Consider the following 25,571-nt stretch of genomic DNA (forward strand, 5'->3'; position numbering starts at 1 on the left):
GCACTATTTAGATCGATATGGCCATGCTTTGTCTTAATTTTTACCTTAAAGATAACACACTATGAAACCTATTCTTAAAAATTTAATGCTTACAGTAATCCTGATTACTTGTTTCGCGGGCCTTAAAAGCCATGCCCAGTCTAAGCATACGTTTAAACTTGCAGACTCTGTTTTCCTGCTTGATAATAAACCTTTCCAGATTATTTCCGGTGAAATGCACTATCCCCGGATACCCAGGGAAGCCTGGAGAGATAGGATGAAAATGGCTAAAGCAATGGGGTTAAATACCATTGGTACCTATGTTTTCTGGAATGTACATGAGCCACAGAAAGATAAATATGATTTTTCAGGAAATAACGATATCGCAGAATTTGTGCGTATTGCCAAAGAAGAAGGTTTATGGGTGGTGCTCAGGCCAAGTCCATATGTATGTGCCGAATGGGAATTTGGGGGGTATCCGTTTTGGTTGCAAAACATTAAAGGTTTACAGGTTAGGAGTAAAGAGGCACAATACCTAAAAGAATATAAAGAATACCTTACCGAGGTGGGTAAACGCCTTGCACCATTGCAAATAAACCATGGTGGCAACATATTAATGGTTCAGGTAGAAAATGAATATGGTTCTTATGGGAACGATAAAGAATACCTGCAGATGAATACCCGGTTTTTTAAAGAAGCGGGTTTTGATGGGGTACTTTCTACTTGCGATCCGGTTCCGGCCTTAGAAGGCGGACATTTGGCCGGATTGCTTCCTGGCGTAAATGGTATCGATAATCCTGCTCAAATCAGAACACTCATCAAGAGATATAATAACGGTGTTGGGCCATATTTTGTACCGGAGTGGTACCCGGCCTGGTTCGATTGGTGGGGTACAAAACACCATCAGGTAGACCCTAAAACTTATGCCGATAAATTAGATACCGTACTTAAAGGAGGCATCTCCATCAATATGTACATGTTTCATGGCGGTACCACCCGGGGTTTTATGAATGGGGCAAACTATAACGATTCTACCGCTTACGAACCACAGATTAGTAGTTATGATTATGATGCACCCTTAGATGAAGCCGGGAATGCAACCCCTAAATTTATGCTTTTTCGCGAAACCATAAAAAAGAATCTGCCGGCTAACCAAACGCTGCCCGATGTTCCCAAACCTAAGCCTGCAATTACATTACCTTCAATAACCCTTACCAAAACGATAGATATATTTAGTTTGATCGGAAAACCGCAACTAAGCGAAAATCCATTAACCTTCGAAGCCCTGAACCAGCCATATGGCTTCGTGCTGTACAGCAGTACGATAAAGGGTGGACGTAAAGGCGTAATCAAAATCAACGAATTGCGCGATTATGGTTTGGTATTTATCAATAAAAAAAGGGTAGGTGTTTTAGACAGAAGGCTTAATCAGGATAGTGTAGTGGTCGATCTTCCTGCAGGGATGGTACAATTAGATATTCTTGTCGAAAATATGGGCAGGGTTAATTTTGGACCTTATTTATTGAAAAATAATAAGGGCATCACCAAAAATGTAACTTTTAATAACACGGTGATTAAATCATGGAAAATGTACAGGCTGCCATTTGATCAGGTAGATGTCCAAAAGAAACCAGCTGGAGTGGCCAGGCCAACGGGACCTGTGCTTAAGTCCGCCTCATTTAATTTAACGAAAGTTGCCGATACCTACTTAGATATGCGCCAATGGGGTAAAGGATTGGTTTGGGTAAATGGACATAATCTGGGTAAATATTGGGCAATTGGTCCACAACAAACACTTTATCTGCCCGCAGAATGGCTGAAAAAGGGGAAAAACGAAGTGGTTGTTTTCGAATTACTAAAAGCAAATCAAAATAAATTAATCAGTTTACCTAAACCTATTTTAAATGAATTAAAAAACTAAAGAAACAACCTCAACCATTTTCTGATTAACGCCTCACTAACCAAATATTAAATTAAAAAACCTATGAAAACTAAAAAGTCAATCGTAATGTTAGCCTTTATGTTAAGCGCATGCTTAATGGCCTGTAAAAAAAAGGAATCAATTACCGAAACTCAACCCGAAATTGAAAAAACAGCAGCCTCAAATGCTCAACAGGCAAGTGTAGAATCTGTTGGAGCTGCAGGGATTTCGGGGGTAAACTGGGCCGATGGCCGCGACAATTTTGTGGACGGATGGGTAATACCATCAGGGTTAACCGCCAGTGATAATTATACCACGGTATCGGCAAAGGCAAACTCCATACTGACGGCTTTCCAAACCAATATGCCCGGAGTGAACACGGTTCGTTTACCAATTAACCCCTCTAGTGTGGCAGATGCATGGTGGGGCGCTTATACCGGAGCTATAGACCGCGCAATAAGTAAAAACATGAAAGTAATTTTAGCTTATTGGGAGGGTGCATCTTCACGCAACGGCACTATTGATAATACCACCCAGTTTTGGGCCATGTGGCAAACTGTGGTTAATAAATATGGAAGTAACGCCAATGTATATTTCGAACCTATGAATGAGCCACATGGTTATACATTGGCTCAATTAACCACGATTTATGCTGAATGGCTTTCCCGTTACCCTAATGTAAGTAGAGGACGGATTCTTTTGGGCGGTACCGGTTATTCTGAAAATGTAACCGCTATCGGAGCCGATAGCCGTTTTTCGAGCTGCTTGTTATCCCTGCATAATTATGCATTTTGGGCGACCAGAACACAGGCGGGCTGGGAAACCGATTGGCGAAGCCGTTTTGGTAATTATGCAAGCCGCACTGTTGTGACCGAATATGGTGCTGCGATGACCACGGGTAAAAATTACACCGGTTCAGTTGGTAGCGATAATGAGATTGCTTACATTGTTGGCTCTACTAATGTATTTAGAAATAGTAAAGTGGCAAGTGTCTATTGGCCAGGGCTTAGAGACAACGATAGCTATAGTATTCAGACCCGTGGTGGAAGCGGAACAAATATTACTTTAACAACCACCAATCAATCTGGTTTAACCCGTATCAGGTATGGATGGGGTTTATAATCATATTTAAGGAAAAGAGTTGTGTCATAAATATAGATTTGTCACCCTGAGTTTCCCGATTCTTCGGGAAGTTCAACATGACAGCATCTGAGGTGAATTCACCTTTATGACACATCTCTTTTGCTTGATCACGATAAACATACCTAGTTACCAGAAATCTCATCTGGAAATGGTACTGTTTTTCCGGTCGTTTTTTCTACAGGCATTTGTGCGCCACGTTCTTTTAAGGTTTTACCTAAAAGCATGGCCAGTTTTTTGGTTTCAGCAGGATGGCTTGCTGAAAGATTATGTTGCTCACCAATATCTTTGCTTAAATCGTAGAGTTCTAATTTTTGTGTACGCATCTGGTAAATCAATTTCCAGTTGCCATAGCGAATGGCGCTGTAATAATTTATTCCAAGCAGCGCTTCATCTTTAACTGTTGTCCATTTGTTCGGGGAATGAAAAATTAAGGACCTGTCCTGAAGTTTTACTTCTGGATTTTTGAGTATAGGAAACAGGCTTAATCCATCTAGTTTTTGGATAATTTTTAGGGTTTTAATTCCTGCTATTTCTAATATGGTTGGAAAAAAGTCATCAATAATTACCGGATTTCGATTAATGGAGTGGGCCGGAACCACACCTGGCCATTTTACAATCATCGGCTCGCGTACACCACCTTCATAAACTGAACCTTTTCCCGATTTAAACGGATAATTGTGTGTGTTTGCAGGGCCTCCTCTTAAATGAGCATCTAAACCGCCATTATCGCTCATGAAAATAATCATGGTATTTTTATCTGCACCTTTAGCCTTCAGGAAATCCATAATATCGCCCAAACTTTTATCCATTCCTTCTACCAAACTGGCATATTTGGCTTCCGTACTGTCTAAACCTGCATCGTAATATTTTTGCACAAATCTTTTATCGGCCATAATCGGCGTATGAACGGCATAATGGGCCATATTGAGATAAAAAGGTTCTTTTCTGGCGATTGGAATGGCGAGCGCTTTTTTTGCCTCAAGTGTTAGCGCTTCTGTTAAAAAGGTTTCAGAATGATAATACTGTTCTAAATCAGGCACTGCCTGCGCCTGCGCTTTGCCAGGCATGTTGCCATAACGTTGCTCAGGAAGATAACTTTGTGGATGGCCTGCTGCGTGCCCGGCAATGTTAACCATAAAACCCAGATTATAAGGATTGGCGCCAGGTGTTCCCATCGAGCCCCAATGTGCTTTTCCCACATGTATGGTATAATAACCAGCATCCCTCAGCAATTTTGGAAAAGGCGTAGCTTTTACTGATTTTTCTATATCCGAATCCGGACTAAAACCATTAATATTCCAATTTAGTGGTGAGAATTGTTCATCTTTTTCTTCAGAGTTAGTGTTTTTTTGAGGCGAAGTCCAGTTGGTAACATGGGTACGGGTGGCATTCATACCCGTCATTAAGCTTACCCTGGTAGGTGTACAGACGGGTTGGGCATAAGCATTAACAAATTTCATCCCTTCTTTTGCCATTCGCTCCATATTGGGTGTATGGTAACGTTTGTTTAATGGCATAATACTGTCGCAAAAGGGTAACGAAGTATCCATGATTCCCATATCATCCAACAAAAAAACTATAATATTTGGACGTGCCTGTATCGTTTTTTTTTGAGCGAAGGTAAAAAGGCTAAAATTTAATAAGGTAATGATGAATGCAAATTTTTTCATGGATGATGTATTTAGCTGGATCTACTATAAAAATAATTGTTTTTAGTCGATTAACATTTCAAATTGTTTGCGCAAACGTTTGCTGCAGGTAGTCGTTTATAGCAGTCTGAAATAATAATTGGATCTTAATGAAGAACAGGACTTAACTTATTTGTCGTTTTTCCCGAAAAAGGAGATGAGAGGAAAGAAAAAAGATATTTTTTTTATGATGCTTAACCTGATGAATCCTAAATATTTAACTGTTATTTGTTTAGTAAATGTTAAGTTTTTATTAAATAGATTGATTTTGTTCTTTGCAGGAATGAATTTAATTTCTAACTTCGCAGCCTCGAAAGGGACAAAATGATTCCGTAGCTCAGCTGGTAGAGCATTACACTTTTAATGTAGTGGTCCTGGGTTCGAATCCCAGCGGGATCACAGAAAGCCTCACAGAAATGTGGGGCTTTTTTGTTTTATTCCCGCTGGGATTCGAACAGAAGTGCCGGCCTGGGTTCGATTTATAAAAGGCTCAAGGCCGAGTTCGGGATTTGCAGGGCTGAGCCAATCCCGGCGGGATCGCGAAAAGCTTCACTGAAATGTGAGTTTTTTTTGTTGGCACATATTTTAAGAATGTAAGCTGATTAAAGCCCAAATAATAAAGGCATTTGAATGTACGAGCTTAGCGTAATCTTTTTTGATTTCGTAGGGTATTTATGCTTCGGAATAAAAGTCTTCCAGGTAATTTATATGGTAGTTTGAAGTTGTCTTGAAAATCTTGATCTTTTTTTTTGACTATGAATATTTATGCTAAATTTGTAAGGTATGAAATTTTATTAATCAATTAACTCTCTCAACAATGTTTTTTCTACACTGAACCCATCCCACACTTATTCGGCTTTCTGCCTTTCAGTGTTATAATCTATTTACATTTATTTAGGTAGTTATTTCGTATTCATTATCGCAAATGAATATAGATTGCTGCATATGAATATTTATGCTAAATTTGTAAGGTATGAAATTTTATTAATCAATTAACTCTCTCAACAATGTTTTTTCTACACTGAACCCATCCCACACTTATTCGGCTTTCTGCCTTTCAGTGTTATAATCTATTTACATTTATTTAGGTAGTTATTTCGTATTCATTATCGCAAATGAATATAGATTGCTGCATCTTAACCAAACAAAAACGCCCTTTATGTGTCTAAATAAACGCCTAATATTCAATTTAAAACTGTTGGAAATAGCAATTAGAAATCAATTGCTTTCCATTTGGGAAAACTTTGGCTTATTTAAAATTTCTCTGCTATTTTTTTTGTTGGTAATATCGTTTGGATCATACGCACAAAAACCAAATATTAGTTATACAAGCCCGCAAACGGTTTTTCTTGAAAAAGAAATAACGCCCATTAGTGTTACAAATACTGGTGGAGCTGTTCCTGCCAGAATATACCCTCAAGTTCATCAACTTTTTGCATCAAACCCAACGTTTATTAGTCATTTTATAAAAGCATCGTCAGGGGATCTTTACGGCATTCAGTATGCTTCAATAGTCCGTGTAAAACCAGATGGGACTTCTTCAGTATTAGCCGGAACAACAACTTACGGTTATGCCGATGGAGTAGGTACATCAGCACTCTTTGGTACGATGCGCGATATTATAAAAGATAATGCTGGAAATTTGTATGTAGCTGAAAATAATAGCCGGGATGAAACAAATGGGAGGATAAGAAAAATAACGCCAGATGGTGTAGTTTCGACTTATGCGCAAGGGCTGATTAGTCCAAATGCACTTGCTATGGATGCGAATGGTGTAATCTATGTTGCAGAAGCAACGGGTAGGATAATGAAAGTTGCTACGGATGGTACGGTGTCATTTCTTGCAGGCCAGTCTAGAGTTACAGGAAAGGCTAATGGTACAGGAGCTGCGGCATCATTTTATAATGTGGTTGCTATAGCGGTAGCCAGTGACGGTAATATATATGCATTAGAATCGGGCAATAGTTTGATTAGAAAAATTACACAGGCCGGTGTTGTAACAACCTTTGCAGGCTCGAACTTTGGTAGTGTGGATGGTAACGGGGCGTCTGCTTCTTTTTGGGCTCCACTAATGATGCAAATGGATTCGAAAGGTAATTTGATTGTTGCCGATGGAAATTCTATGTTTCGCCGTGTAAGCCCTTCTGCAGATGTGGTTACTATTGGAGGGCCGGTATATTATGATCCAACTGGACAACCGAAAAGTCAGACTTATTATAATAACTTCATATTAGATGAGGATGATAATATCGTGTATCTGGCAGCAGGTCTTTACAAGGTCTTAACAACGGGCTTTACCATTAGCCCCGCGCTACCAATCGGGCTCTCATTGGGCACCAATGGTGCTATAACTGGTACACCAAAGGCACTTTCTGCTGCCACTAACTACAAAATTTCTGCATCAAACGAACTCGGAATAAGTACTTATAATTTAAATCTGACAGTAGCGGTTTCTACAGAACCACCCATAATTGCTTCGTTTTCACCCACATCTGCCTACACAGGGCAAGGTATAACCATTACTGGAAGTTATTTTACAGGCACAACTGCTGTAACCATAGGTGGAAAACCTGCCTCAAGTTTTTCTTTAGCATCGCCAACCAGCCTTTATGCAAATGTTGCTGCTGGTAGCTCAATATCTGGAGATGTTACTGTAACTAATCCGTACGGAACAGCGAGTTTATCAGGGTTTACCTTTATACCTCCGCCTACTATTACAGCTATTTCTTCCTCCAGTGGGGCTGCCGGTAGCGTTATAACGATTACTGGTGCAAATTTTAGCGGAGTATCTCAGGTTAATTTTGGTGGATATTATGCTTCGTTTACAATCGTTTCGCCAACCCAGATAAACGCAGTAGTTGGTAGTAGTGGGGGCACCGGGTCTGTGTCTGTTTACGCACCTGGTGGAACAGCGAGTTTTCCTGGCTTTACCTATATTCCGGCCCCAAATATTAATTCCATATCTCCCTATACTGGCGGCACCGGGGATAATATAACTATAACAGGTAGTAATTTTAGTAACGCAACAAATGTAAGTTTTGGAAACATTGCTGCAAGTTCGTTTACAGTGGTTTCACCAACAATCATCAAAGCTGTAATTGCTGCTGGATCAGGTAATGGCATTACTATAACTACACCAGGAGGAAAAACAACCTATAGTAATTTTACTTATATTTTGCCTCCAGCTATTACTCAGGTATACCCGCTTAAAGGTGGATTAAATAGCACAATTACAATTATTGGATCTAATTTAAGTAATTCACAAGTAAGTATAGGCGGGGTACCTGCCCGCATAGGTTATAGTAGCAGTAGCCAGATTTTTGCTTACGTTGGTAGTGGCGCATCATCAGGGGATATAACCGTTACAAACACCTATGGAACGACATCCATGCCTGGATTTATCTGGGTACCGGCCCCAACAGTTACCACTTTTACACCAATAACTGCCGCTAGTGGAGATGTTATTACAATTAACGGTACAGATTTAACAGAAGTAGCTGCAGTTACAATTGGTGGTGTAAATTCGCTATTTACCGTTTTATCACCTACTTCGATACAAGCAACTGTTGGTGCTGGGGCAAGTGGTTCTATTGGTGTTAGTTCACCGGGTGGTTCTGCATTTTTACCTGGCTTTAGTTATTTAGGGCCAGCTATTACTTCGTTTACACCAGCAAACACGGGTACTGGCCAAACTGTTGTTATTACCGGGAATAACTTTACAAATGTTTCCGATATTTATTTTGGTGGTGTTCCAGCTGCTTCGTTTGTGGTCAATTCGTCAACTCAAATTACTGCTGTTGTTGGTTTGGGAAAATCAGGAAGTGTGACGGTTGTAACGCCTTTGGGACGGATTTCTGCACCTGGCTTTACCCATCCAGGTCCATCCATCTTTTCTTTTAACCCACAGTATGCAGGTACATTATCATCATCACAGGTAATTATTACTGGTGCAAATTTTACAAATGCTACCGCTGTGAGCTTTGGAGGAGTACCAGCCACATCATTTACGGTATTATCGCCAACTTCGATAAGTGCTATGCCTGCTGCATCTTCATCGGGCGATGTTGTGGTTGTAACGCCACTCGGTCAGGATTCTCGGTCAGGCTTTGTGTGGGCTCAGCCACCAACAATTACAACATTTTCCCCTGCAGCACAAAAAAGCGGTGGGCAGGTAACCATTACCGGAACGAATTTTATTGGTGTCACCGGAGTTAAAGTTGGGGGTGTTTCAGTTTTATATTCTACAGTTTCGCCTACTTCCATTGTCGTTTACATTAATAATACCGTTGTAAGCGGTAGTATCAGTGTGAGTACGGTTGGCGGTAGCGCTTCAATAGATGGATTTATTTATAATTCGCCAGTTATTCAGAACATTAGCCCCCTGGTAGCTGCTGCAGGGCAAACAGTTACCATTACTGGTAATAATTTTGAGGGCATACAATCAGTTAGCTTTGGAGGCGTTAGCGCAGCATCTTTTACTATAGTTTCGCCTACTACTATAACTGCTACAGTTGGTACCGGTAACAGTGGCAATGTAAATATTAATGGAACTGATGGATCTTCAAGTATAGCTGGTTTTATCTTCCTACCCCCTCCGGCAATATATTCATTTACCCCTACTTCAGGCGGTTCCGGAACGTCTGTGTCTATCAATGGCGCAAACCTTCTTACGGCATCTGCAGTAACAATAGGTGGTACTGCAGCAACAATTGTCAGTGTAAGCAATAATGTGGTGTTGGTAACCATAAATTCTGGTGCAAGTGGCAAAATTTCTGTAACAACCAATGCAGGTACCACACAAGTTGATGGTTTTAGCTGGTATGCTCGGCCAAACATTACCAGCGTAAGCCCGTTAACTGCCAATGGACAAACTCCAGTTACTATAAACGGGAGTGATTTTATGGGAATAACGCAGGTTAAATTTGGTTCATCTGCTGTTACATTTACAGTGGTGTCGCCAACTCAAATTAAAGTATTGCCTACAAATGCCTCAAGTGGTACCATTACAGTAACAAACCCGGGGGGAACAGCTTCTTTTGATGGTTTCGTTTTTTTACCTGCTCCTGTAATCACTTCATTTACAAAAACTGGTGAAGGCGCTACAGCAGAAGTTAAAATCATCGGGGCTAATTTTACCAATGTTACCAGTGTAAAATTTGGCAGTGTGGAAGCAAGTTCATTTATCGTAAATTCGTCAACCAGTATCCAAGCTGTACCAGGTTTGGGTGAAACCGGATCAATTACCGTTACGGGTGATGGTGGATCCGGAGCAATAGCCGGATTTTTATACAGTAGTCCGCCAGTGGTACTTTCATTTTCACAAGCATCTGGACCAGTTGGAACGACATTAGGTATAACGGGAGATAACTTTAATACCGTACCTGAAAAAAACGTGGTTTATTTTGGCCCGGTTAGAGCTCAGGTTACCCATGCAAGCAAAACAAAGTTAGATGTAGTGGTACCTGCCGGAGCAACTAATTTAGTTACAGTAACCAATATAGACAAGGGACTAACCGGATATTCAAACTTGCCATTTTTAGTTACCACTACAGCAACCTTTTCAGGCTATTCGAACAAGCAGGATATAAATTTCGACTCAGCAGTTTCTTCAATAGCTATCAAAGATTTTGATGGAGATGGTACTCCTGATTTTTTGGTCGCCAAAAACGACTCGCTGTATGTTCTTTTACATGGTAATGATAAAGTATTATCCAGATCATCCTTCACGCAAAAAGTTAATTTAATAAGTGGCAAACAAGTGATAAATATGGTGGTAGATGATGTAGACGGAGATGGAAAACCTGATATTTTATTTGGTACAGGGCTGAGTATTGTCTTTCTACGTAATACATCAACTGGGGCTAATGTATCTTTTAGCACAACGGCATTTGAGTCATTAAATAGTTCATACTCAGGGATGTCTCTTAGAGATATTGATATGGATGGCAGACCAGATTTATTTTTAGGTGAAGATGGAACTTATTATCTTAATACTTCAAAAGGATCCACGGTATCTTTTGGAACAGCAGGTTACTTTCAAAATATCCCCTCAAGTAGCAATGTTTCATTTACCTTAACCGACATTGATGGTGATAATAGGCCCGATCCTATATATGGAAGTTCTTATGATGGATTTACAATATTTAAAAATAATACAGTGCCAGGAAGTTTAAATCCTCAGCTGTATCCAACTACATATATCCGGCACTCGAGTTATTATTCTTCAACTTTAATGTCTGCCGATTTTGATGGAGATAGTAAGGTAGATGTGTTTGAAAATGATTACGGCTATAACAGCGGCAGTGTATTTCTGGTTTCAAGAAATAAGGGAACAAAAGGTACAATTAATACCGAATCACTCGAAACACCTGCCGTATTTTCGAATACGGGTCTATCATTTCGAAATAGTTTGGCCGATATTGATGGAGACGGCAAGTTAGACGTAATTGGGCTGGTAAGTCGTGTTATTAGCTATTCGCGTAATTTATCAGGTGCTGGTAATATTTTGTTTGCATCGCCTGCTCAGTTGATTACGAGTACTAACGATAATGTTAATAATTATAGCATATGTGATATGGATGGCGATGGAAGGAATGATATTATAGTTTTAGACCCTTTAAATACCAAAATAACAATTTATAATAATGGCACTATACCTACACCGCAAATAACCTCCGTATCTCCTCTTATTGCAGCAAAAGACTCAACTGTTTACATTGGAGGTAAATATTTTGACCAAACATCGGTTGTGAAATTTGGTGCTAAGACTGCAAAATCATTTAGGATAGTTTCTCCTCAAACTATTATAGCAATTGTTGGTGAGGGTGAGAGTGGTAGCATTACTGTTCAAACTCCGAATGGTCAGGATTCGTTTCCTGGTTTCATTTTTGTAAGCCCTCCGATTATTACATCTGTAGTAGCTGCAATAGATGGTACAGGCCAATTATTAATATCCGGTAGTAACTTTACCAAAACCACAAATGTTTCTATAGCAGGTGTGCCTGCATTGTCGTTTATGATTAAGTCTGATACACAGATTACTGCAACCTTTTTAGGAATAAGTGGAACGTTATCGGTAACTAATATAGCAGGTACTTCAACCTTTACTGATCAGGTTACCGTTGTGCCCAAACCAACCATCACAGCTTCAGGGCCACTTACATTTTATCCGGGAGGTAATGTATTGTTAACGGCCAATTCGGAAGCCGGCTATACGTACCAGTGGTTGAAGGATGGGGTTAACATTGTAGGGGCAAATTCAGGTACTTATACAGCTAGTCAAAGCGGGGAATACAGCGTTATTGTAAGCCTGAATGGAGTAAGTAGGGCATCAGCTGCTACTGTAATTACCTCAATATTTGCATTGCCTGCTTCTAACTTTACGTTAACGACTAATAGTGCTACTTGTCACGGATCGGCAAACGGTATCATTACGATTAACGCTGCGCAGCGTTTGAATTATACTGCAACAATAACCGGAGGAGGTTTAAATGCTGCCTATCCGTTTACCAGCACAACCAGTATTGACAACCTGGCATCGGGCACTTATAATGTTTGCTTTACCATTGCCGGCCAAAGCAATTATCAGCAGTGTTTTAATGTTGTAATCACCGAACCTAAAAGTTTGGCTGTATATGCCGCTGTTAATAATGCTGCTCAAAGCTTAAACCTTACCCTGGATGGTAGTAGTACCTATTATGTTACTCTGAATGGGGTAACCACTACAACTACAGCAGGTAATATCACACTTAGCCTGAGAAATGGTGTAAACGATGTAACCGTTGCTACAGATAAATCTTGCCAGGGCATTTATCAAAAACGTTTCGACCTGTCAACCGGGATTCTGGCCTATCCCAATCCATTTACCTCAACATTAAACGTAAATCTGGGCAGCACAGAAATTCCTTTCGTAACCATTGAATTATTTAAAATTACTGGTGGAAAGGTTTATAGCAAACAATTTACCAATACTTCTGGCACGGTGCCGATCGAAGCTCAGCATCTTACTCCTGGTGTTTATCTGCTTAAAGTGAAGACCGGCCCAAGTGAAAAAACGCTTAAAGTTGTGAAATTATGAGAAAGTACATCGCCATCATATTAATAACAGTTGCCTTATTTACAAGTTGCAGCAAAAAAGACAATGCTGAGATTACACCTGATCCTCAACCTGCAGTACTTACCTATCCTGCGCAAAATTCAGTATGTACATCTGGAACTATTATATCAAATACACAGAGTACCATAACGTTCACCTGGAACAGCGCAAATAATACTGATAATTATGAGATCAGCATTAAAAATCTGCTGACAAATGCTATTATTACATTAAATGCTTCTTCCAATCACTTATCGGTAAACCTTGATCGGGATATGCCTTATTCCTGGTATGTTTTGTCAAAATCTATTTCATCATCAACAACGGCTAAGAGTGAAGTGTGGAAGTTTTACAATGCAGGTACAGGTACTATATCTCACCCTCCCTTTCCTGCCGACAAGCTTTCTAACGTTTTCGGGCAAGGCACTGCATCCGGTACGGTTAACCTAAGCTGGACAGCAAGCGATCCGGATAATGATATTTCGGGCTACGATGTTTATTTTGGTACAAGCAGTACAGCCCCATCCTACAAAACGGATATCACAGATAAATTTCTGAACGGTATAGCGATAACTTCAGGTACAACTTACTATTGGAAGGTCGTCACTAAAGATGTGGCAGGCAATACCTCAGATTCTGGAATTTTCCAGTTTAAGGCAAATTAATATACATTGCACAAATAAATACTTCTGTAATGACTTTAAAGTCTGCACCAAATGGTTAGATGTTTATAATAATATATGAGCCTATGTGTGATAAACATCCTGTAATTGCAGCACCACGAAAAGTCTCTTAGAAATCTGAGGCTTTTTTATTTTAAAACATTTCTGCTTATTTAATAATAACCTGCCATATCTGTTCTTTTCATCATTATATTTCAATCTGGCCTTAAATTATTCGTAACTTTCTAAAACTGAAAAATTAGAGGCTTACCGATTATGGAGCAATATCCAAAAGTTTACTTATATCGACGGATTGTTCAGGCAAAACTTTTCATCGATAAAAATTATGCTGAAAAAATAGACCTGAGTTACATTTCTGATGAAGCCTGTTTTTCTAAATTTCATTTTACGCGTCTTTTTAAATCCATCTACGCTAAAACACCACATCAATACTTAACCTGGGTAAGAATTGAAAAAGCACAGCTGTTATTGCGCGAAGACAAAAGTGTTTCCGAAACCTGTTTTTTAGTGGGATTTGATAGCTTAACCTCTTTTAGCGGACTTTTCAAACGCAATGTCGGCATGTCGCCTTCAAGTTATCAGTTACAAATGCAGCAATTAAAGTTAGCCATCAAAAAATCGCCTGTTTCTTTCGTGCCAGGTTGTTTTGCCTTACAGCATGGCTGGCTGGAAAAATAGCAATTATGGAGAAGTGAATGTTTAAATCATTACTGAAATTTGGTTCAACATTGATCACATAAAACGAAGAACCATGATTACCAAAATGACCATCACCAACATTCACGTCCTGAATCAGGATAGTGCTTATGATTTTTACGTAAACAAACTGGGTTTTAAACTGGTAGATGATATCCCGATGGGGCCCGAAAGCCGCTGGTTAACGGTGTCGCCACCAGAGCAGCCCGATCTGCAGCTGGTATTGTTTCCTGTTACCGTGAGTAAAATGTTTCCAAAGGATGTAGCAGAAACCCTGATAGGACTGATCAAAAAAGGGATTTTCGGTTGCGGTGTGCTTACCTGCAACGATATTTTTGCAACCTACGAAGAGTTAAAAGCCAAAGGAGTTGAATTCATAAAAGCACCAACCAAAGAGTTTTATGGAACTGAAGCTTTGTTTAAAGATGATTCGGGAAACTATTTTTCATTACAACCATTAAACAATTTTGGTAATGAAAACAGTATTTGAGGCATCAACTAGAAGTGAATTAATCGATAGGGTTAATTCACTAACCGAAAAGAGCAACCGGCTTTGGGGTAAAATGGACGTTTGTCAAATGGCAAAACATTGTACCATCTGGTTCGAATGGGTGTTAGGTAAAGATAAACCCGTTTATAAAGTCGATTTTTTAGGTAAAATATTCGGCCGGATGGCACTTAAAAGCAATATCAAAGATGATAAACCGATAGGTAAAAATATGCCTGCAGGGAAATTTGCGGTTAAAGAAAAGGGTGGAAATTTAAAAATGCAGCAAACGATTCTGATCAAACGTATCGAAGAATTTGAAAACTATGATAACCCCGATTTTGTCCACGATTTTTTCGGTCAAATGACTAAAGAACAAATCGGTGTTTTTTCTTATAAACATGCCGATCATCATTTAAGGCAGTTTGGTGTTTAATCTTAAATCCTGACATTTTAAACAAAGTAAGATTGGCGTTTTGAACAAAGCCAGGCCTGTTATTGTCCATTATTTTTGTTGTGAAATAAAACAATAGAAAAAATGGAAAGTAACCATAATTACAACGGGGCATTACAGCAGCCAATAGGCTCAGGGTTTAATGCAACATCTACCAATACTGATGTGATCGCTGGCGTTAACCTTAAAGGGAAAACAGCCATCATCACTGGCGGTTATGCTGGCATAGGTTTAGAAACGACAAAAACATTTGTACAGGCCGGAGCTAAGGTAATAGTACCTGCACGCGACATTGAAAAAGCGAAGCGGAATCTAAATGGTTTAGCGAATGTAGAAGTAGAGGGTATGGATTTAATGGATTTTCATTCCATTAATGCCTTTGCCGAAAAATTTTTATCGAGCGGACAGCCGCTCGATTTTTTGATTAATAACGCGGGTATTATGTGGGTGCCACTGCGTAGAGATGCAAGAGGTTACGAATCGCAACTGGCTACCAACCATTTGGGGCATTTTCAACTTACAGCCAAATTATGGCCGGCATTAAAAAAAGCCGATAGGGCCAGAGTGGTAAATGTTTCTTCATATGGTCACCAGATTGCGCCTTTCGACTTTGAGGATCCTAACTTTGAACATCGGCCATATGAAACTTTACTGGGTTACGGGCAATCGAAAACCGCCAATAATCTTTTTGCTGTTGAACTCGATGCACGAGGGGCCAAATCGGGCATCAGGGCTTATGCTGTACATCCCGGCTCGGTTAACCATACCGATTTAGGTAGAGAAGCACCTATGGAACTTTACCAACAGATGGGTACACACGATGCTGATGGCAATATTTTTCCGGAGGTAGAAAAGAAACTGAAACAACTAGCACAAGGTGCGGCCACAACGGTTTGGTGCGCCACAAGCCCGTTACTTAATGAAATTGGAGGTGTATATTGCGAAGATGCCGACGTAGCCGAAGTTGATTTAGGTAATATTGAGCACCTGATGTCTGAACCATCAACCTTGCATGGCGTAAGGCCTTATGCCGTTAATGAAATAAATGCAAAAAGGTTATGGGATTTAAGTGAGCAAATGCTTGGTATAACATTCCGTGCCGATTAATTAAAATCAATTATTTGTATTTTAGCCATAATGGAGTTTCAAACAAAATATATCACTTCAGAGATTAAACTCTCTTGTTATGAAGACAAGCTGTTTAAAACTGAAGTGGTTTTCGATAACCATATGCTGATCTGGTTTATCTCTGGAGAGACTAAAATTATCGAGGCCAATAAGGAACATGTATTTAATGCAGGAGATATTTTTTTGATCCCCAGAAATCAATTGGCTACCATCATCAATTATCCTAAAGACGGGCAGCCGCATAAAACGGTGGTGATGCATTTATCGGCGAAACGGTTAAGAGAATTTTACGCAAATATTGAGGTGAAGCATAAAGTACAGGTGTCGCAGCAAATACTGAGTTTTAGCCATCATCCCTTATTAAAAAGCTGCATGGCATCCTTAATTCCTTATTTTGATCTTCAGGAGAACTTTCCGGAACATATCGCTGCATTAAAAATAAATGAAGCCATTAATATTCTGCGTTTTATTGATCCTGAAATCGATAATGTGCTTTCTGATTTTCGGGAGCCCGGAAAAATTGATCTGGTCGATTTTATGGAAAAAAACTACATGTTCAATATGCCGCTTGAGAAATTTGGATACCTTATGGGCCGCAGTTTATCTACTTTTAACCGCGATTTTAGAAAAGCATTTAACCGCGCCCCACAAAAATGGCTTACCCAAAAAAGACTGGAGCTGGCCCATTATCAACTTGCAGAAAAGCATAAAAAACCTGTAGAAGTATACCTCGAATCGGGTTTTGAAGATTTGTCGCATTTCTCTTTCGCCTTTAAAAAAGAATTTGGATATGCGCCTTCTACATTAATAAAATAAAATCATCAGGTAGCAGGAAAGTGTTGCCTGATGGTTTTATATGATCATTTCCTTATTGTACCGGTTTCTATATTCCAGCGGAGATATGCCTGTAATTTTCCGAAATACCTCTCTAAAAGCCTTTACATCTGTATAACCAACCTCATACATCACTTCGTTAACCGTTTTTCTGCTTGTTTCCAGTGCTTTTTTAGCTGATTCTATTTTAGCGCGTTGTAAATATTCTATGGGCGTATTTCCGGTTGCTTTGATGAATCTTCTGTCAAAATTTCTCCTGCCTACCGCAAATTTTGTCGATAAATCCTCTATAGATATTTTTTGCTGCAGGTGGTTTTCGATATAACATTGTGCTTCTTTTACCATTTCATCGCCATGCAACTTTTGTCCCTTAAAAATAATAAAGGTAGATTGACTTTGCCTGTCCATTTCAATTTGAAAAACCTTTGAACAAAAAATGGCCGTTTGCCGGTCGAAGTATTTTTCTACCAGGTATAAGATTAGATTTAAAAAAGAATAGGCACCCCCGTTGGTGTAAATGCCATTTTCATCGGTAATCAGTTTATCGGTCTGTAAATTTATCTTAGGGAACATTTTGCTGAAATGATCAGCCACAATCCAGTGTGTAGAACAGGTTTTGCCATCTAGTAAACCAGTTGATGCCAATAAGTACGCGCCAGTGCAAACACTCGCTATTTCGGCACCGTTTTTATACTGCGCGGCAATCCACCCAATCAGTTCCTGGTTCCCTTCCATTGCCTGTTGGTAGTTGTGGTTTAAAGAGGGAATAATCACCAGGTCGGTTTTGGTGATAGATGAAATATGCCTGTGTGGTTTCACCGAAAACAAACCATCATAAAAATCGACTTCTTTTGAAATACCTGCCAGCTCAATTTTGAATAACTGAGTTTTGCCGCTTTCCTGCCAATAGGCATTAGCCCTGCTCAGTATTTTGTACGAACCAACAATACTGCTTAAGTTGTTTGGCCCGTCGGGTACAAGAATGGTAATGTGTTTCATCTTAATGGTTTTACATGATCTAGGTTTAGCATTGTCTTGCTAATTTGCTGTAGTAAAGATAAAGTTTAAAGTTGTCCAAATCAACCCGCTACAATGTCTATTTTGCACCCTGCTCGCAACACCAATTGCTGCTAACTTTGTTTTATTCTAATCAATCTTAAATTAAACAACAGCAGAACCATGGAAAATCAAGATTTTACAGCCACCATTTTGGTCGATCAAAGTCCGAATGAAGTTTTTAACGCAATCACCAACATTAAAGGATGGTGGTCGGAAGCCATTGAAGGAGATACCCATATCATTAACGCCGAATCTGTTTATCATTACAGGGATATTCACTATTGTAAAATGAAGCTGGTAGAACTGGTTCCAGATCAAAAAGTAGTTTGGTTGATATTGGACAACTATTTTAAGTTTACGGCCGATAAAAGCGAGTGGATTGGTACAAAACTGGTTTTTGATATTACTAAAAAGGGAGAACAAACCCTTTTAACTTTTACACACGAGGGATTGGTACCTCAGTACGAATGTTATGAAATTTGCAGGGAGGCCTGGACTAACTATATTAAAGAAAGTTTGTATAAACTAATTACCACCGGAAAGGGGCAGCCAAACCCTAAAGAAGATGATGGTTTTAATACCGAGCTGGCAAAAAAATGGAAAATTGAAGCCTGATCCTCACTGCAGCCTGCTCAGTTGTAATGACCAGGCTGCAGTTCATATTGAAGCTCATGCTTAATTAATTAGGGTTTCTTTTTAGACTCAAAGCCGTACAAGCCGTTTTGGTAGAGGTATGATGCCATTTGGTAATTAGCGATGGCCTCATGAGTCAATTTCTCATCTGCAGGTATAGCCACCGCACCTCCCGTAGTGAAATCGGGCTTGTATGTAGTTGCTTTTTTATTTGGATTGAGAATAACCAGTTTATTGTTTTTAAGGTAACCCAAACTCTGGTAGGTGCTAATAAAAGCCCTTTCATCGCCGGCTTTCATCTTAAATACATCCTGACCGAAAAACTTACTGTCGTAACTGAAATTCAAATAACCCAAAATGCTTGGACCGATATCAATCTGTGCAGTTAGTTTATCGAATTTACCTGGTTTAATGTGCCCCGGACTGTAAAAAATCATGGGGATATGGTATTTATCTACCGGTAACTCTACTTTACCCGCACTTGATGCACAATGATCGGCTACAATTACAAATAAAGTATTCGAAAACCAGGGTTTTTGCTTTGCTTCGCGTATAAATTTGCCAATGGCGTAATCGGTGTATTTAACTGCGCCTTCTCTACCGCTGTGCGATGGAATATCAATCCGCCCTTCAGGATAAGTATAGGGACGGTGGTTAGAAACTGTCATAATCTGTGCAAAGAAGGGTTTCTTGTTTTTATAATCTTTATCCAGTTCGCGTAACGAAAGCATAAATAAATCTTCATCGGCAACACCCCAGATATTCGAATAATGGATTTCTGAGTCCTGTAATGCACTTCTGTCGGTAACCTCATAACCATTATTCGAAAAGAATTCGTTCATATTATCAAAATACCCATAACCACCATAAATAAATCTGGCGTTATAACCTTTTGAACGGAAGATGCTGCCTAAGGTGAAGAGATTTTGATTATCTGGGCGTTTTACGATCGATTGGCCAGGGGTAGGCGGGATGCAGAGCGATAATGCTTCCAAACCACGCACTGTACGTGTTCCCGAAGCATATAAATTGCTGAATGACAAACCTTCTTTTGCCAGCGAATCAAGCTGTGGCGTGATGTGTTGTGTATTGCCAAAAGTACCCAGAAACTCAGCACTTAAACTTTCTACACTGATCAGTACCACATTCATCTTATTTTCGGTACCCGGATTATTAATAGTTCTGGAGGTATATTTAAATTCCCCCTTTGCAGCAGAATCTTGTTGCAGTAAACGACTCAGAATGGTTTCTGCATTTTTGATCGGGAGTGTTTTGTAAAAAGTATTATAATCCAGTTGATTGTTCCAGAAGGCAAATCCAAAATCATACATGCCATTGCCCGAAAGCTCGTTTACATATTGATTTTTGCTGTGGTATTTCCATTTATGGCTTACACCAAAATAAGTAAGCACAGGCAGGCATAAAAGTACCAGGGCAATTTTGGTGCGCTTGCCAAAGCTGGTTTTATTGATAGTAGATGCGGTGATGAACTTTCTTAAGAAGTAAAGAATTAATATGGTGATGATAACCAGACCTACCATAATAATATTGATCGGGTACGATTGGCGGATATTTCCAATAACCTCTGTAGTATATACCAGGTAATCGACTGCTATAAAGTTATAGCGGACTGAAAATTCTTCCCAGAAAAACCATTCTGAAATGGCATTGAAAATTAGTGTGAAAACAGCAAAGAAAAAATAAATGAACAATAATACCTTGTTGAATTTGCTGGTGTACCATTTAGAAGGGAGCAGCCATAGGTAAATTACAAGCGGAATTACCGCAAAAGATGCTGCCGCAAGATCGTAAAACAGACCAATAACCAGGATTTTAAGGAGGTTTATTATTGACCAATCAACATTAGCTGCACTATAAATTAATAAAGAGAGCCTAGTAATTAGAGATATGGCAGATAATAGTATTGTAACTAAAAAAACTGGTCCGAATCTATGCTCGAGTAATTTATTTGTTTTTTCTTTAATGCTCATGGTTAATGGTGAATCCAATGCTTGAAATTTTCTTGCCACACTTTGTGTAATAATGGACGAAGGTAGTTTTCAATTCTGAAGGAATCCTGAAGGTTTGGTTAGGCCTTAAAGGTATTATTAAAGTATGGTACTTAACCATTAATTAATATCAGGTTAATCAGTTTTTAAAATTTATAACTGTAACCTAACCTAAAAACCTGTGTTTCATAATAATCAGTACTATTAAGCCTGAAACCGTTTCCATTTATTTCTTTTTTGATTTTTAATGTATTCAAAATATCAGTTCCATTTAAGAAAATCTCACCCTTTCCTTTCTGGATCTGTTTTTTGATACCCAGATCGGTAGAAAACCGGGCATCAATTTTCCCTTGTGGAATAATATCAGGAGCCAGGTAAACCATGGCCAGTTGAATGTCTGTTTTTCCAGGTAATTTGAACTGTCCGTTAAATTTGGCATTGCCTGATACAATAGACTGCTCTGGCATGCTGTATACTGTTGGAACGGGGTATTGATTGGTTACGGTAAAAGCATCGATTTTGTTTTGATATATCGTAGCACTTAGGTTAAACGAAATCCATGATGCAAGTTTTTGTTGTAACAGTAGTTCGACTCCACTACTAAAACTTTTACCGGCATTTTGAAAAATATTATATATGATGCTGTTACCAGGAACAATGGTAGCTATGCGTGTTATAGTGCCATTAACTATTTTATGAAAAGCTGCTGCATAGAAATAACCTTCATTCCAATTGTTTTTATAACCTAATTCTATGGCATGGGTAAATTGGGGGCGAAGAGTAGGATTGCCTACTTTTAATAGTTCAGGCTCATCATATTTAGGAAATATCCGAATGTCTACCTCATTTGGCCGATCTACCCTTTGGTTATAAAAAGCACTTATTTTGTTCTTTTCGTCTATTTTATAAGCAAACCGAAGGTTAGGGAAAGGCCTGAAATATTCATAACCATTGCTCTTATAGGTATTATGGGTTGGGTTTACCTGGTAATCCACCTTTACATATTCCATTCTCAAACCAGCCTCCAGTTCGATTTTATTATTCTCATAAACATAGTTGCCATATACTGCGGGAATATTTTCGCGGTAATCAGCCCAGCCACCTGCATTTACATCGATAGGAGAGTTTAAACCCGGATAAAACTGCATATCCGTCGGAATAAGCCGATAGCGATATTTTAAACCACCCTCTATTCTTCCGTTTTTTAGCGGACGTACATAATCCAGGTTGAAATCTGAAACATGTTCATCAGATAAGAGTTTAAAGGCGTCCATTCCTGTAAAAGCAGGCATAATATTAGTAAAGAAATATTTTTCATCTTCTCTATGCCAGGTGTAATTAAAGCCGGCACTTAGGGTATGACCAGGCTGTGCAAATTTATGCTGATATAACGCCGAGCCTGTAGCAGTATATTTTACCTCGTCTTCTACAAACTGCCACAAACGGTTTCTAACTGTAAAATCATTATTGAAATAAGGGATATCGCCAAGATCGCCTATTTTTTCACGATTAAAAAAGCCTGATAAAGTAAAGCTGTCATGCGCATTAGGATTGTAATCGACACCACTTTTCACTGTAGAAAAGGTCGTTGTCCGGTTGCGTTTAACCTGTTGATTAAGAACGATACCATTATCATATATTCTTTGTGAAAATTCGTTTTTATTTAAGGTTTGCGTATACAGATAATCGGCCTGTAAAAAGGTGTTTAATTTGTTTTTTCGGTAATTTAGAGATAAGGAGGGATTGAGTTTTGGTGTAAACTGATATTGGGCGCTTATCGTAGGAAGGTTTTTTTTACGTAGCCAGAGCGCACCGAAACCAGTACTCATACCTAATTTGCCATTAAATCCTTCCTGGCTGGTTTTCTTGTAAATAATATTGATGATACCTGCATTGCCATTGGCATCGTATTTTGATGAAGGATTATTGATGATCTCTATGCGCTCAATGGCCGATGCCGGAATATTATCCAACCCGGTTTGACTGCCGAAACCTGTAATGGCATTTTGCTTTCCATCAATCAGTACTGCAATTTTATCATTCCCCCGTAATTGTACTTTCCCGTCCTGTATGGTTATGCCAGGAAGGTTTTGCATGGCCTGCAGTACCGATCCTCCCAGCTGACTGGTATTTTTGGCAAGATCGTAAGTTTTTTTATCTAGTTTATTACCCAGACCTTCGTTTGGCGAGCCTTGAATGTTAATGGTTTGAAGTGTTTGTGCATCTTCTGTCAGTTCAAAAATCCCGAGATCGAGAAACGGACTAAGTGTGCCAATGCTGATCTCTTTTTTTAAGGTTTGATAACCCATCATGCTGATTTGCAGGGCATAGTTGCCTGATGGAATATCTTTAATTGAAAACCGGCCCTCATCATCGCCAATGGTACCTAAAATAAATTTTTCATCATTGGGCTTTTTAAAAACGATATTGGCATATGGAAGTGTGTTTTTGTTTTTCGCTTCTTTAATTTGTCCTGAAACCGTTATGCGAATTTGCTGCGCGTTAACACTGATATGGCACACGCAGCTAAAAATGAAAAAAAGTAGTGGTAAATATTTGTAGTTTCTCATGACTAATTTATGCTTAATGCGGCCAAAGTAGCCGGCAATTCTGAAGAGAATCTGAATCAGTATGGTTACGTGTTTAGATCTATTGAAGAATATCTGCTAACTTCAGTCTTCCTTCAGAATTATATTTTACTATTGTAATCGCTATTTTAGCTAGGTAATTTCAATGATTGATTTAGTAGAAATATCAATCCCCTTTTTTAAATTAACCATAAGCGATACAAATTACTACACGGATGAAAATTTTGATCATTGAAGATGAACAGGCATTATTGGAGAGTATACTAACTTATTTTACCGGCGAGGGGAATATTTGCGAGTATGCTTCAGATTTTGCTTCAGCCAATGAAAAAATATCGCTTTATAGTTACGATTGTATTCTTTTAGATTTAGGACTGCCTGGCGGCGAAGGACTGGAATTATTAACCAAACTTAAACAACTAAAAAAAAGAGACGGTATACTGATTATTTCGGCCCGCCATTCTTTAGATGATAAACTGATGGGGCTCGATCTTGGAGCCGATGATTATTTGGTTAAACCTTTTCATTTGTCAGAACTTAAAGCTCGTGTAAGTGCAATTATCCGTAGAAAGAATTTTGATGGCGATAATATTATTCTTTTTAATGAAATAACAGTAGATGTTTCGGCAATAAAAATTACCGTTAATGGCCATCGGGTAACACTCACCAAAAAAGAGTTCGATCTTCTAGTGTATTTTCTTTCTAACCGCAATAAAGTAGTCACTAAAAATGCCATGGCCGAGCACCTTTGGGGTGATGAAATGGATTTATCAGATGATTTCGACTTTATTTATACCCATGTAAAAAACTTACGTAAAAAACTGGTAGAGGCGGGGGCGGCAGATTATCTTCGCTCGGTTTATGGAATAGGCTATAAATTTGGCGATATATGAAACTTTCTAACCGCTACAATAGGGCCAATATTTTAACATCTATTGTGATGCTAATCATCACCGGGATTATTTATTATGTGGTTATTCATTTTATTCTGATTAATAAACTGGATAAAGATTTAGCTGTAGAGGAGAACGAGATCAGGCAGTATGTAGGCACCTTTCATAAACTTCCGTTGCCAACAAGTTATTTAGATCAGCAGGTTTCTTATCAACACCTAAAAAAACATATTCCAGAAAGGGAATTTCTGTACACATCTTATTACAATCCGAAAGATAGAGAAATTGAACCCGGAAGAAGTTTGATTACTGTAGTATATTTAAACGGAAATGCGGTACAGGTAACCATTACCAAATCGAGGTTGGAATCAGAAGATCTGCTCAGGATAATCCTGTTCATTACTTTGGGTATTACGATAGTTTTACTGTTATCATTATTGCTGATCAACAGATTTGTTTTGAGTCAGCTTTGGAAGCCTTTTTACAATATTTTGAACAGGATGAAATCTTTTGAAGTGGCACGGATGGAACAATTTGAACCGGAGGTTACCAAAATTGATGAATTTAATGAGCTGGATAAATCGGCACATGCAATGGCCGAGCGGGTGCGGAAAGATTATAAAGAGCTTAAAAGCTTTACGGATAACGCTTCTCATGAAATGATGACACCACTGGCGGTCATCAATTCTAAACTGGATTCTTTACTGCAAACAGAATCATTTACCGCACAGCAAGGAGTGTTGTTAGAAGATATTTATCATGCTACAGGTAAATTGTCCAGGTTGCACCATTCTTTATTGTTACTTGCCAAAATTGAAAACAACCTGATATCGGATCTTCAGACCATCGAGCTGAAAGAAATGATAGAGGCGAAGGAACGCCAGTTTCAGGAACTGCTGGAAAAAGACAGCCTGATATTTACAGCAGATCTTACTCCGGTTGAGGTTAAAATGAGCCGGTACCTTGCAGATATTTTGCTGAACAATCTTTTTAGCAATGCAGTGCGGCATAATGTAAGTGGTGGGCACATGCATATTAAACTGAATCAGCACTGCTTAATCATGTCCAATTCAGGACAACCAGGTCATCTGCAAAACAAAATCTTCGATCGCTTTTCAAAATCAGTAGAATCAGAGGGGATGGGCTTAGGCTTGGCCATTACCAAACAGATTTGCAACCTTTACGGCTTTCGCATCGATTATAATGAAAAAAGTGGTGAACATATTTTTACTGTTTATTTTGGTGATTAATAACACGTCATTGCGAACTGATGGCCGGGGG

At 39.0% G+C, this 25,571-nt stretch carries 15 protein-coding genes, 1 tRNA gene and 1 pseudogene; 13 read left to right on the top strand and 4 right to left on the bottom strand.

Going from position 1 to position 25,571, the window contains the following annotated elements; genetic code table 11:
* Positions 1 to 85: 85 nt before the first annotated feature.
* Both CA265_05805 and CA265_05810 read left to right on the top strand, forming a co-directional pair.
* Positions 86 to 1,900, top strand: a complete 1,815-nt coding sequence (locus CA265_05805; GenBank protein ARS42900.1) for a beta-galactosidase — start codon at positions 86 to 88, stop codon at positions 1,898 to 1,900.
* A 63-nt stretch (positions 1,901 to 1,963) separates the two neighbouring features.
* Positions 1,964 to 3,022 (top strand): cellulase, encoded by a 1,059-nt coding sequence (locus CA265_05810; protein ARS39213.1) that lies wholly within the window; start codon positions 1,964 to 1,966, stop codon positions 3,020 to 3,022.
* 143 nt (positions 3,023 to 3,165) lie between these two features.
* Here the strand turns inward: CA265_05810 and CA265_05815 are convergent, their stop codons facing one another.
* Positions 3,166 to 4,713: a sulfatase gene (locus CA265_05815; GenBank protein ARS39214.1), complete on the bottom strand. Its 1,548-nt coding sequence runs from the start codon at positions 4,711 to 4,713 to the stop codon at positions 3,166 to 3,168.
* A gap of 344 nt (positions 4,714 to 5,057) precedes the next feature.
* Here CA265_05815 and CA265_05820 point away from each other — a divergent pair.
* The 8 genes and pseudogenes from CA265_05820 (at position 5,058) to CA265_05855 (ending at position 17,090) form a co-directional block, all read left to right on the top strand.
* Positions 5,058 to 5,130: transfer RNA gene (locus tag CA265_05820), tRNA-Lys, on the top strand.
* 760 nt (positions 5,131 to 5,890) lie between these two features.
* Positions 5,891 to 12,808 carry a hypothetical protein gene (locus CA265_05825; GenBank protein ARS39215.1) on the top strand — a complete coding sequence of 2,306 codons (6,918 nt, stop codon included), beginning with the start codon at positions 5,891 to 5,893 and terminating at the stop codon, positions 12,806 to 12,808.
* Positions 12,805 to 13,491, top strand: coding sequence for a hypothetical protein (locus CA265_05830; protein ID ARS39216.1), 687 nt, complete (start codon positions 12,805 to 12,807; stop codon positions 13,489 to 13,491). The genes CA265_05825 and CA265_05830 overlap by 4 nt, the downstream gene beginning before the upstream one ends.
* Before the next feature lie 273 nt (positions 13,492 to 13,764).
* A pseudogene (locus CA265_05835) lies at positions 13,765 to 14,212 on the top strand (AraC family transcriptional regulator).
* A 48-nt stretch (positions 14,213 to 14,260) separates the two neighbouring features.
* Positions 14,261 to 14,695 (top strand): glyoxalase, encoded by a 435-nt coding sequence (locus CA265_05840; GenBank protein ARS39217.1) that lies wholly within the window; start codon positions 14,261 to 14,263, stop codon positions 14,693 to 14,695.
* Positions 14,679 to 15,128: a hypothetical protein gene (locus CA265_05845; GenBank protein ID ARS39218.1), complete on the top strand. Its 450-nt coding sequence runs from the start codon at positions 14,679 to 14,681 to the stop codon at positions 15,126 to 15,128. Before CA265_05840 ends, CA265_05845 begins: the two co-directional genes overlap by 17 nt.
* 102 nt (positions 15,129 to 15,230) lie before the next feature.
* Positions 15,231 to 16,253 (top strand): oxidoreductase, encoded by a 1,023-nt coding sequence (locus CA265_05850; GenBank protein ARS39219.1) that lies wholly within the window; start codon positions 15,231 to 15,233, stop codon positions 16,251 to 16,253.
* Between the two features lie 30 nt (positions 16,254 to 16,283).
* The gene (locus CA265_05855) at positions 16,284 to 17,090 is read left to right on the top strand and encodes an AraC family transcriptional regulator (GenBank protein ID ARS39220.1); all 807 of its coding nucleotides are present in this window, start codon (positions 16,284 to 16,286) and stop codon (positions 17,088 to 17,090) included.
* 36 nt (positions 17,091 to 17,126) lie between these two features.
* Here the strand turns inward: CA265_05855 and CA265_05860 are convergent, their stop codons facing one another.
* On the bottom strand, positions 17,127 to 18,107 hold the full coding sequence (locus CA265_05860; protein ARS39221.1) for an AraC family transcriptional regulator: 981 nt from the start codon (positions 18,105 to 18,107) through the stop codon (positions 17,127 to 17,129).
* 180 nt (positions 18,108 to 18,287) lie between these two features.
* Here CA265_05860 and CA265_05865 point away from each other — a divergent pair, with 180 nt between their 5' ends.
* Complete coding sequence (locus CA265_05865; protein ARS39222.1) at positions 18,288 to 18,782, top strand: ATPase; 495 nt, start codon at positions 18,288 to 18,290, stop codon at positions 18,780 to 18,782.
* A 68-nt stretch (positions 18,783 to 18,850) separates the two neighbouring features.
* Here CA265_05865 and CA265_05870 read toward each other — a convergent pair whose 3' ends face one another.
* Together CA265_05870 and CA265_05875 are read right to left on the bottom strand one after the other, a co-directional pair.
* The gene (locus CA265_05870; GenBank protein ID ARS39223.1) at positions 18,851 to 20,791 is read right to left on the bottom strand and encodes a sulfatase; all 1,941 of its coding nucleotides are present in this window, start codon (positions 20,789 to 20,791) and stop codon (positions 18,851 to 18,853) included.
* Between the two features lie 164 nt (positions 20,792 to 20,955).
* Entirely contained in the window at positions 20,956 to 23,379 is a 2,424-nt protein-coding gene (locus CA265_05875) for a TonB-dependent receptor (GenBank protein ARS39224.1), read from the bottom strand.
* 233 nt (positions 23,380 to 23,612) lie between these two features.
* Here CA265_05875 and CA265_05880 point away from each other — a divergent pair, with 233 nt between their 5' ends.
* Both CA265_05880 and CA265_05885 read left to right on the top strand, forming a co-directional pair.
* Positions 23,613 to 24,290 (top strand): DNA-binding response regulator, encoded by a 678-nt coding sequence (locus CA265_05880; protein ARS39225.1) that lies wholly within the window; start codon positions 23,613 to 23,615, stop codon positions 24,288 to 24,290.
* On the top strand, positions 24,287 to 25,540 hold the full coding sequence (locus CA265_05885) for a two-component sensor histidine kinase (protein ARS39226.1): 1,254 nt from the start codon (positions 24,287 to 24,289) through the stop codon (positions 25,538 to 25,540). Before CA265_05880 ends, CA265_05885 begins: the two co-directional genes overlap by 4 nt.
* Positions 25,541 to 25,571: the final 31 nt, after the last annotated feature.

Source organism: Sphingobacteriaceae bacterium GW460-11-11-14-LB5 (assembly GCA_002151545.1).
In the GTDB taxonomy this organism is placed as follows: domain Bacteria; phylum Bacteroidota; class Bacteroidia; order Sphingobacteriales; family Sphingobacteriaceae; genus Pedobacter.

Excerpts from the sequence above, each read along its gene's own strand:
- CA265_05875 (ARS39224.1), bottom strand. The coding sequence starts at position 23,379 with ATGAGAAACTACAAATATTTACCACTACTTTTTTTCATTTTTAGCTGC.
- CA265_05865 (ARS39222.1), top strand. The coding sequence starts at position 18,288 with ATGGAAAATCAAGATTTTACAGCCACCATTTTGGTCGATCAAAGTCCG.
- CA265_05880 (ARS39225.1), top strand. The coding sequence starts at position 23,613 with ATGAAAATTTTGATCATTGAAGATGAACAGGCATTATTGGAGAGTATA.
- CA265_05805 (ARS42900.1), top strand. The coding sequence starts at position 86 with ATGCTTACAGTAATCCTGATTACTTGTTTCGCGGGCCTTAAAAGCCAT.
- CA265_05870 (ARS39223.1), bottom strand. The coding sequence starts at position 20,791 with ATGAGCATTAAAGAAAAAACAAATAAATTACTCGAGCATAGATTCGGA.
- CA265_05855 (ARS39220.1), top strand. The coding sequence starts at position 16,284 with ATGGAGTTTCAAACAAAATATATCACTTCAGAGATTAAACTCTCTTGT.
- CA265_05860 (ARS39221.1), bottom strand. The coding sequence starts at position 18,107 with ATGAAACACATTACCATTCTTGTACCCGACGGGCCAAACAACTTAAGC.
- CA265_05885 (ARS39226.1), top strand. The coding sequence starts at position 24,287 with ATGAAACTTTCTAACCGCTACAATAGGGCCAATATTTTAACATCTATT.
- CA265_05810 (ARS39213.1), top strand. The coding sequence starts at position 1,964 with ATGAAAACTAAAAAGTCAATCGTAATGTTAGCCTTTATGTTAAGCGCA.
- CA265_05840 (ARS39217.1), top strand. The coding sequence starts at position 14,261 with ATGATTACCAAAATGACCATCACCAACATTCACGTCCTGAATCAGGAT.
- CA265_05825 (ARS39215.1), top strand. The coding sequence starts at position 5,891 with ATGTGTCTAAATAAACGCCTAATATTCAATTTAAAACTGTTGGAAATA.
- CA265_05830 (ARS39216.1), top strand. The coding sequence starts at position 12,805 with ATGAGAAAGTACATCGCCATCATATTAATAACAGTTGCCTTATTTACA.
- CA265_05815 (ARS39214.1), bottom strand. The coding sequence starts at position 4,713 with ATGAAAAAATTTGCATTCATCATTACCTTATTAAATTTTAGCCTTTTT.
- CA265_05845 (ARS39218.1), top strand. The coding sequence starts at position 14,679 with ATGAAAACAGTATTTGAGGCATCAACTAGAAGTGAATTAATCGATAGG.
- CA265_05850 (ARS39219.1), top strand. The coding sequence starts at position 15,231 with ATGGAAAGTAACCATAATTACAACGGGGCATTACAGCAGCCAATAGGC.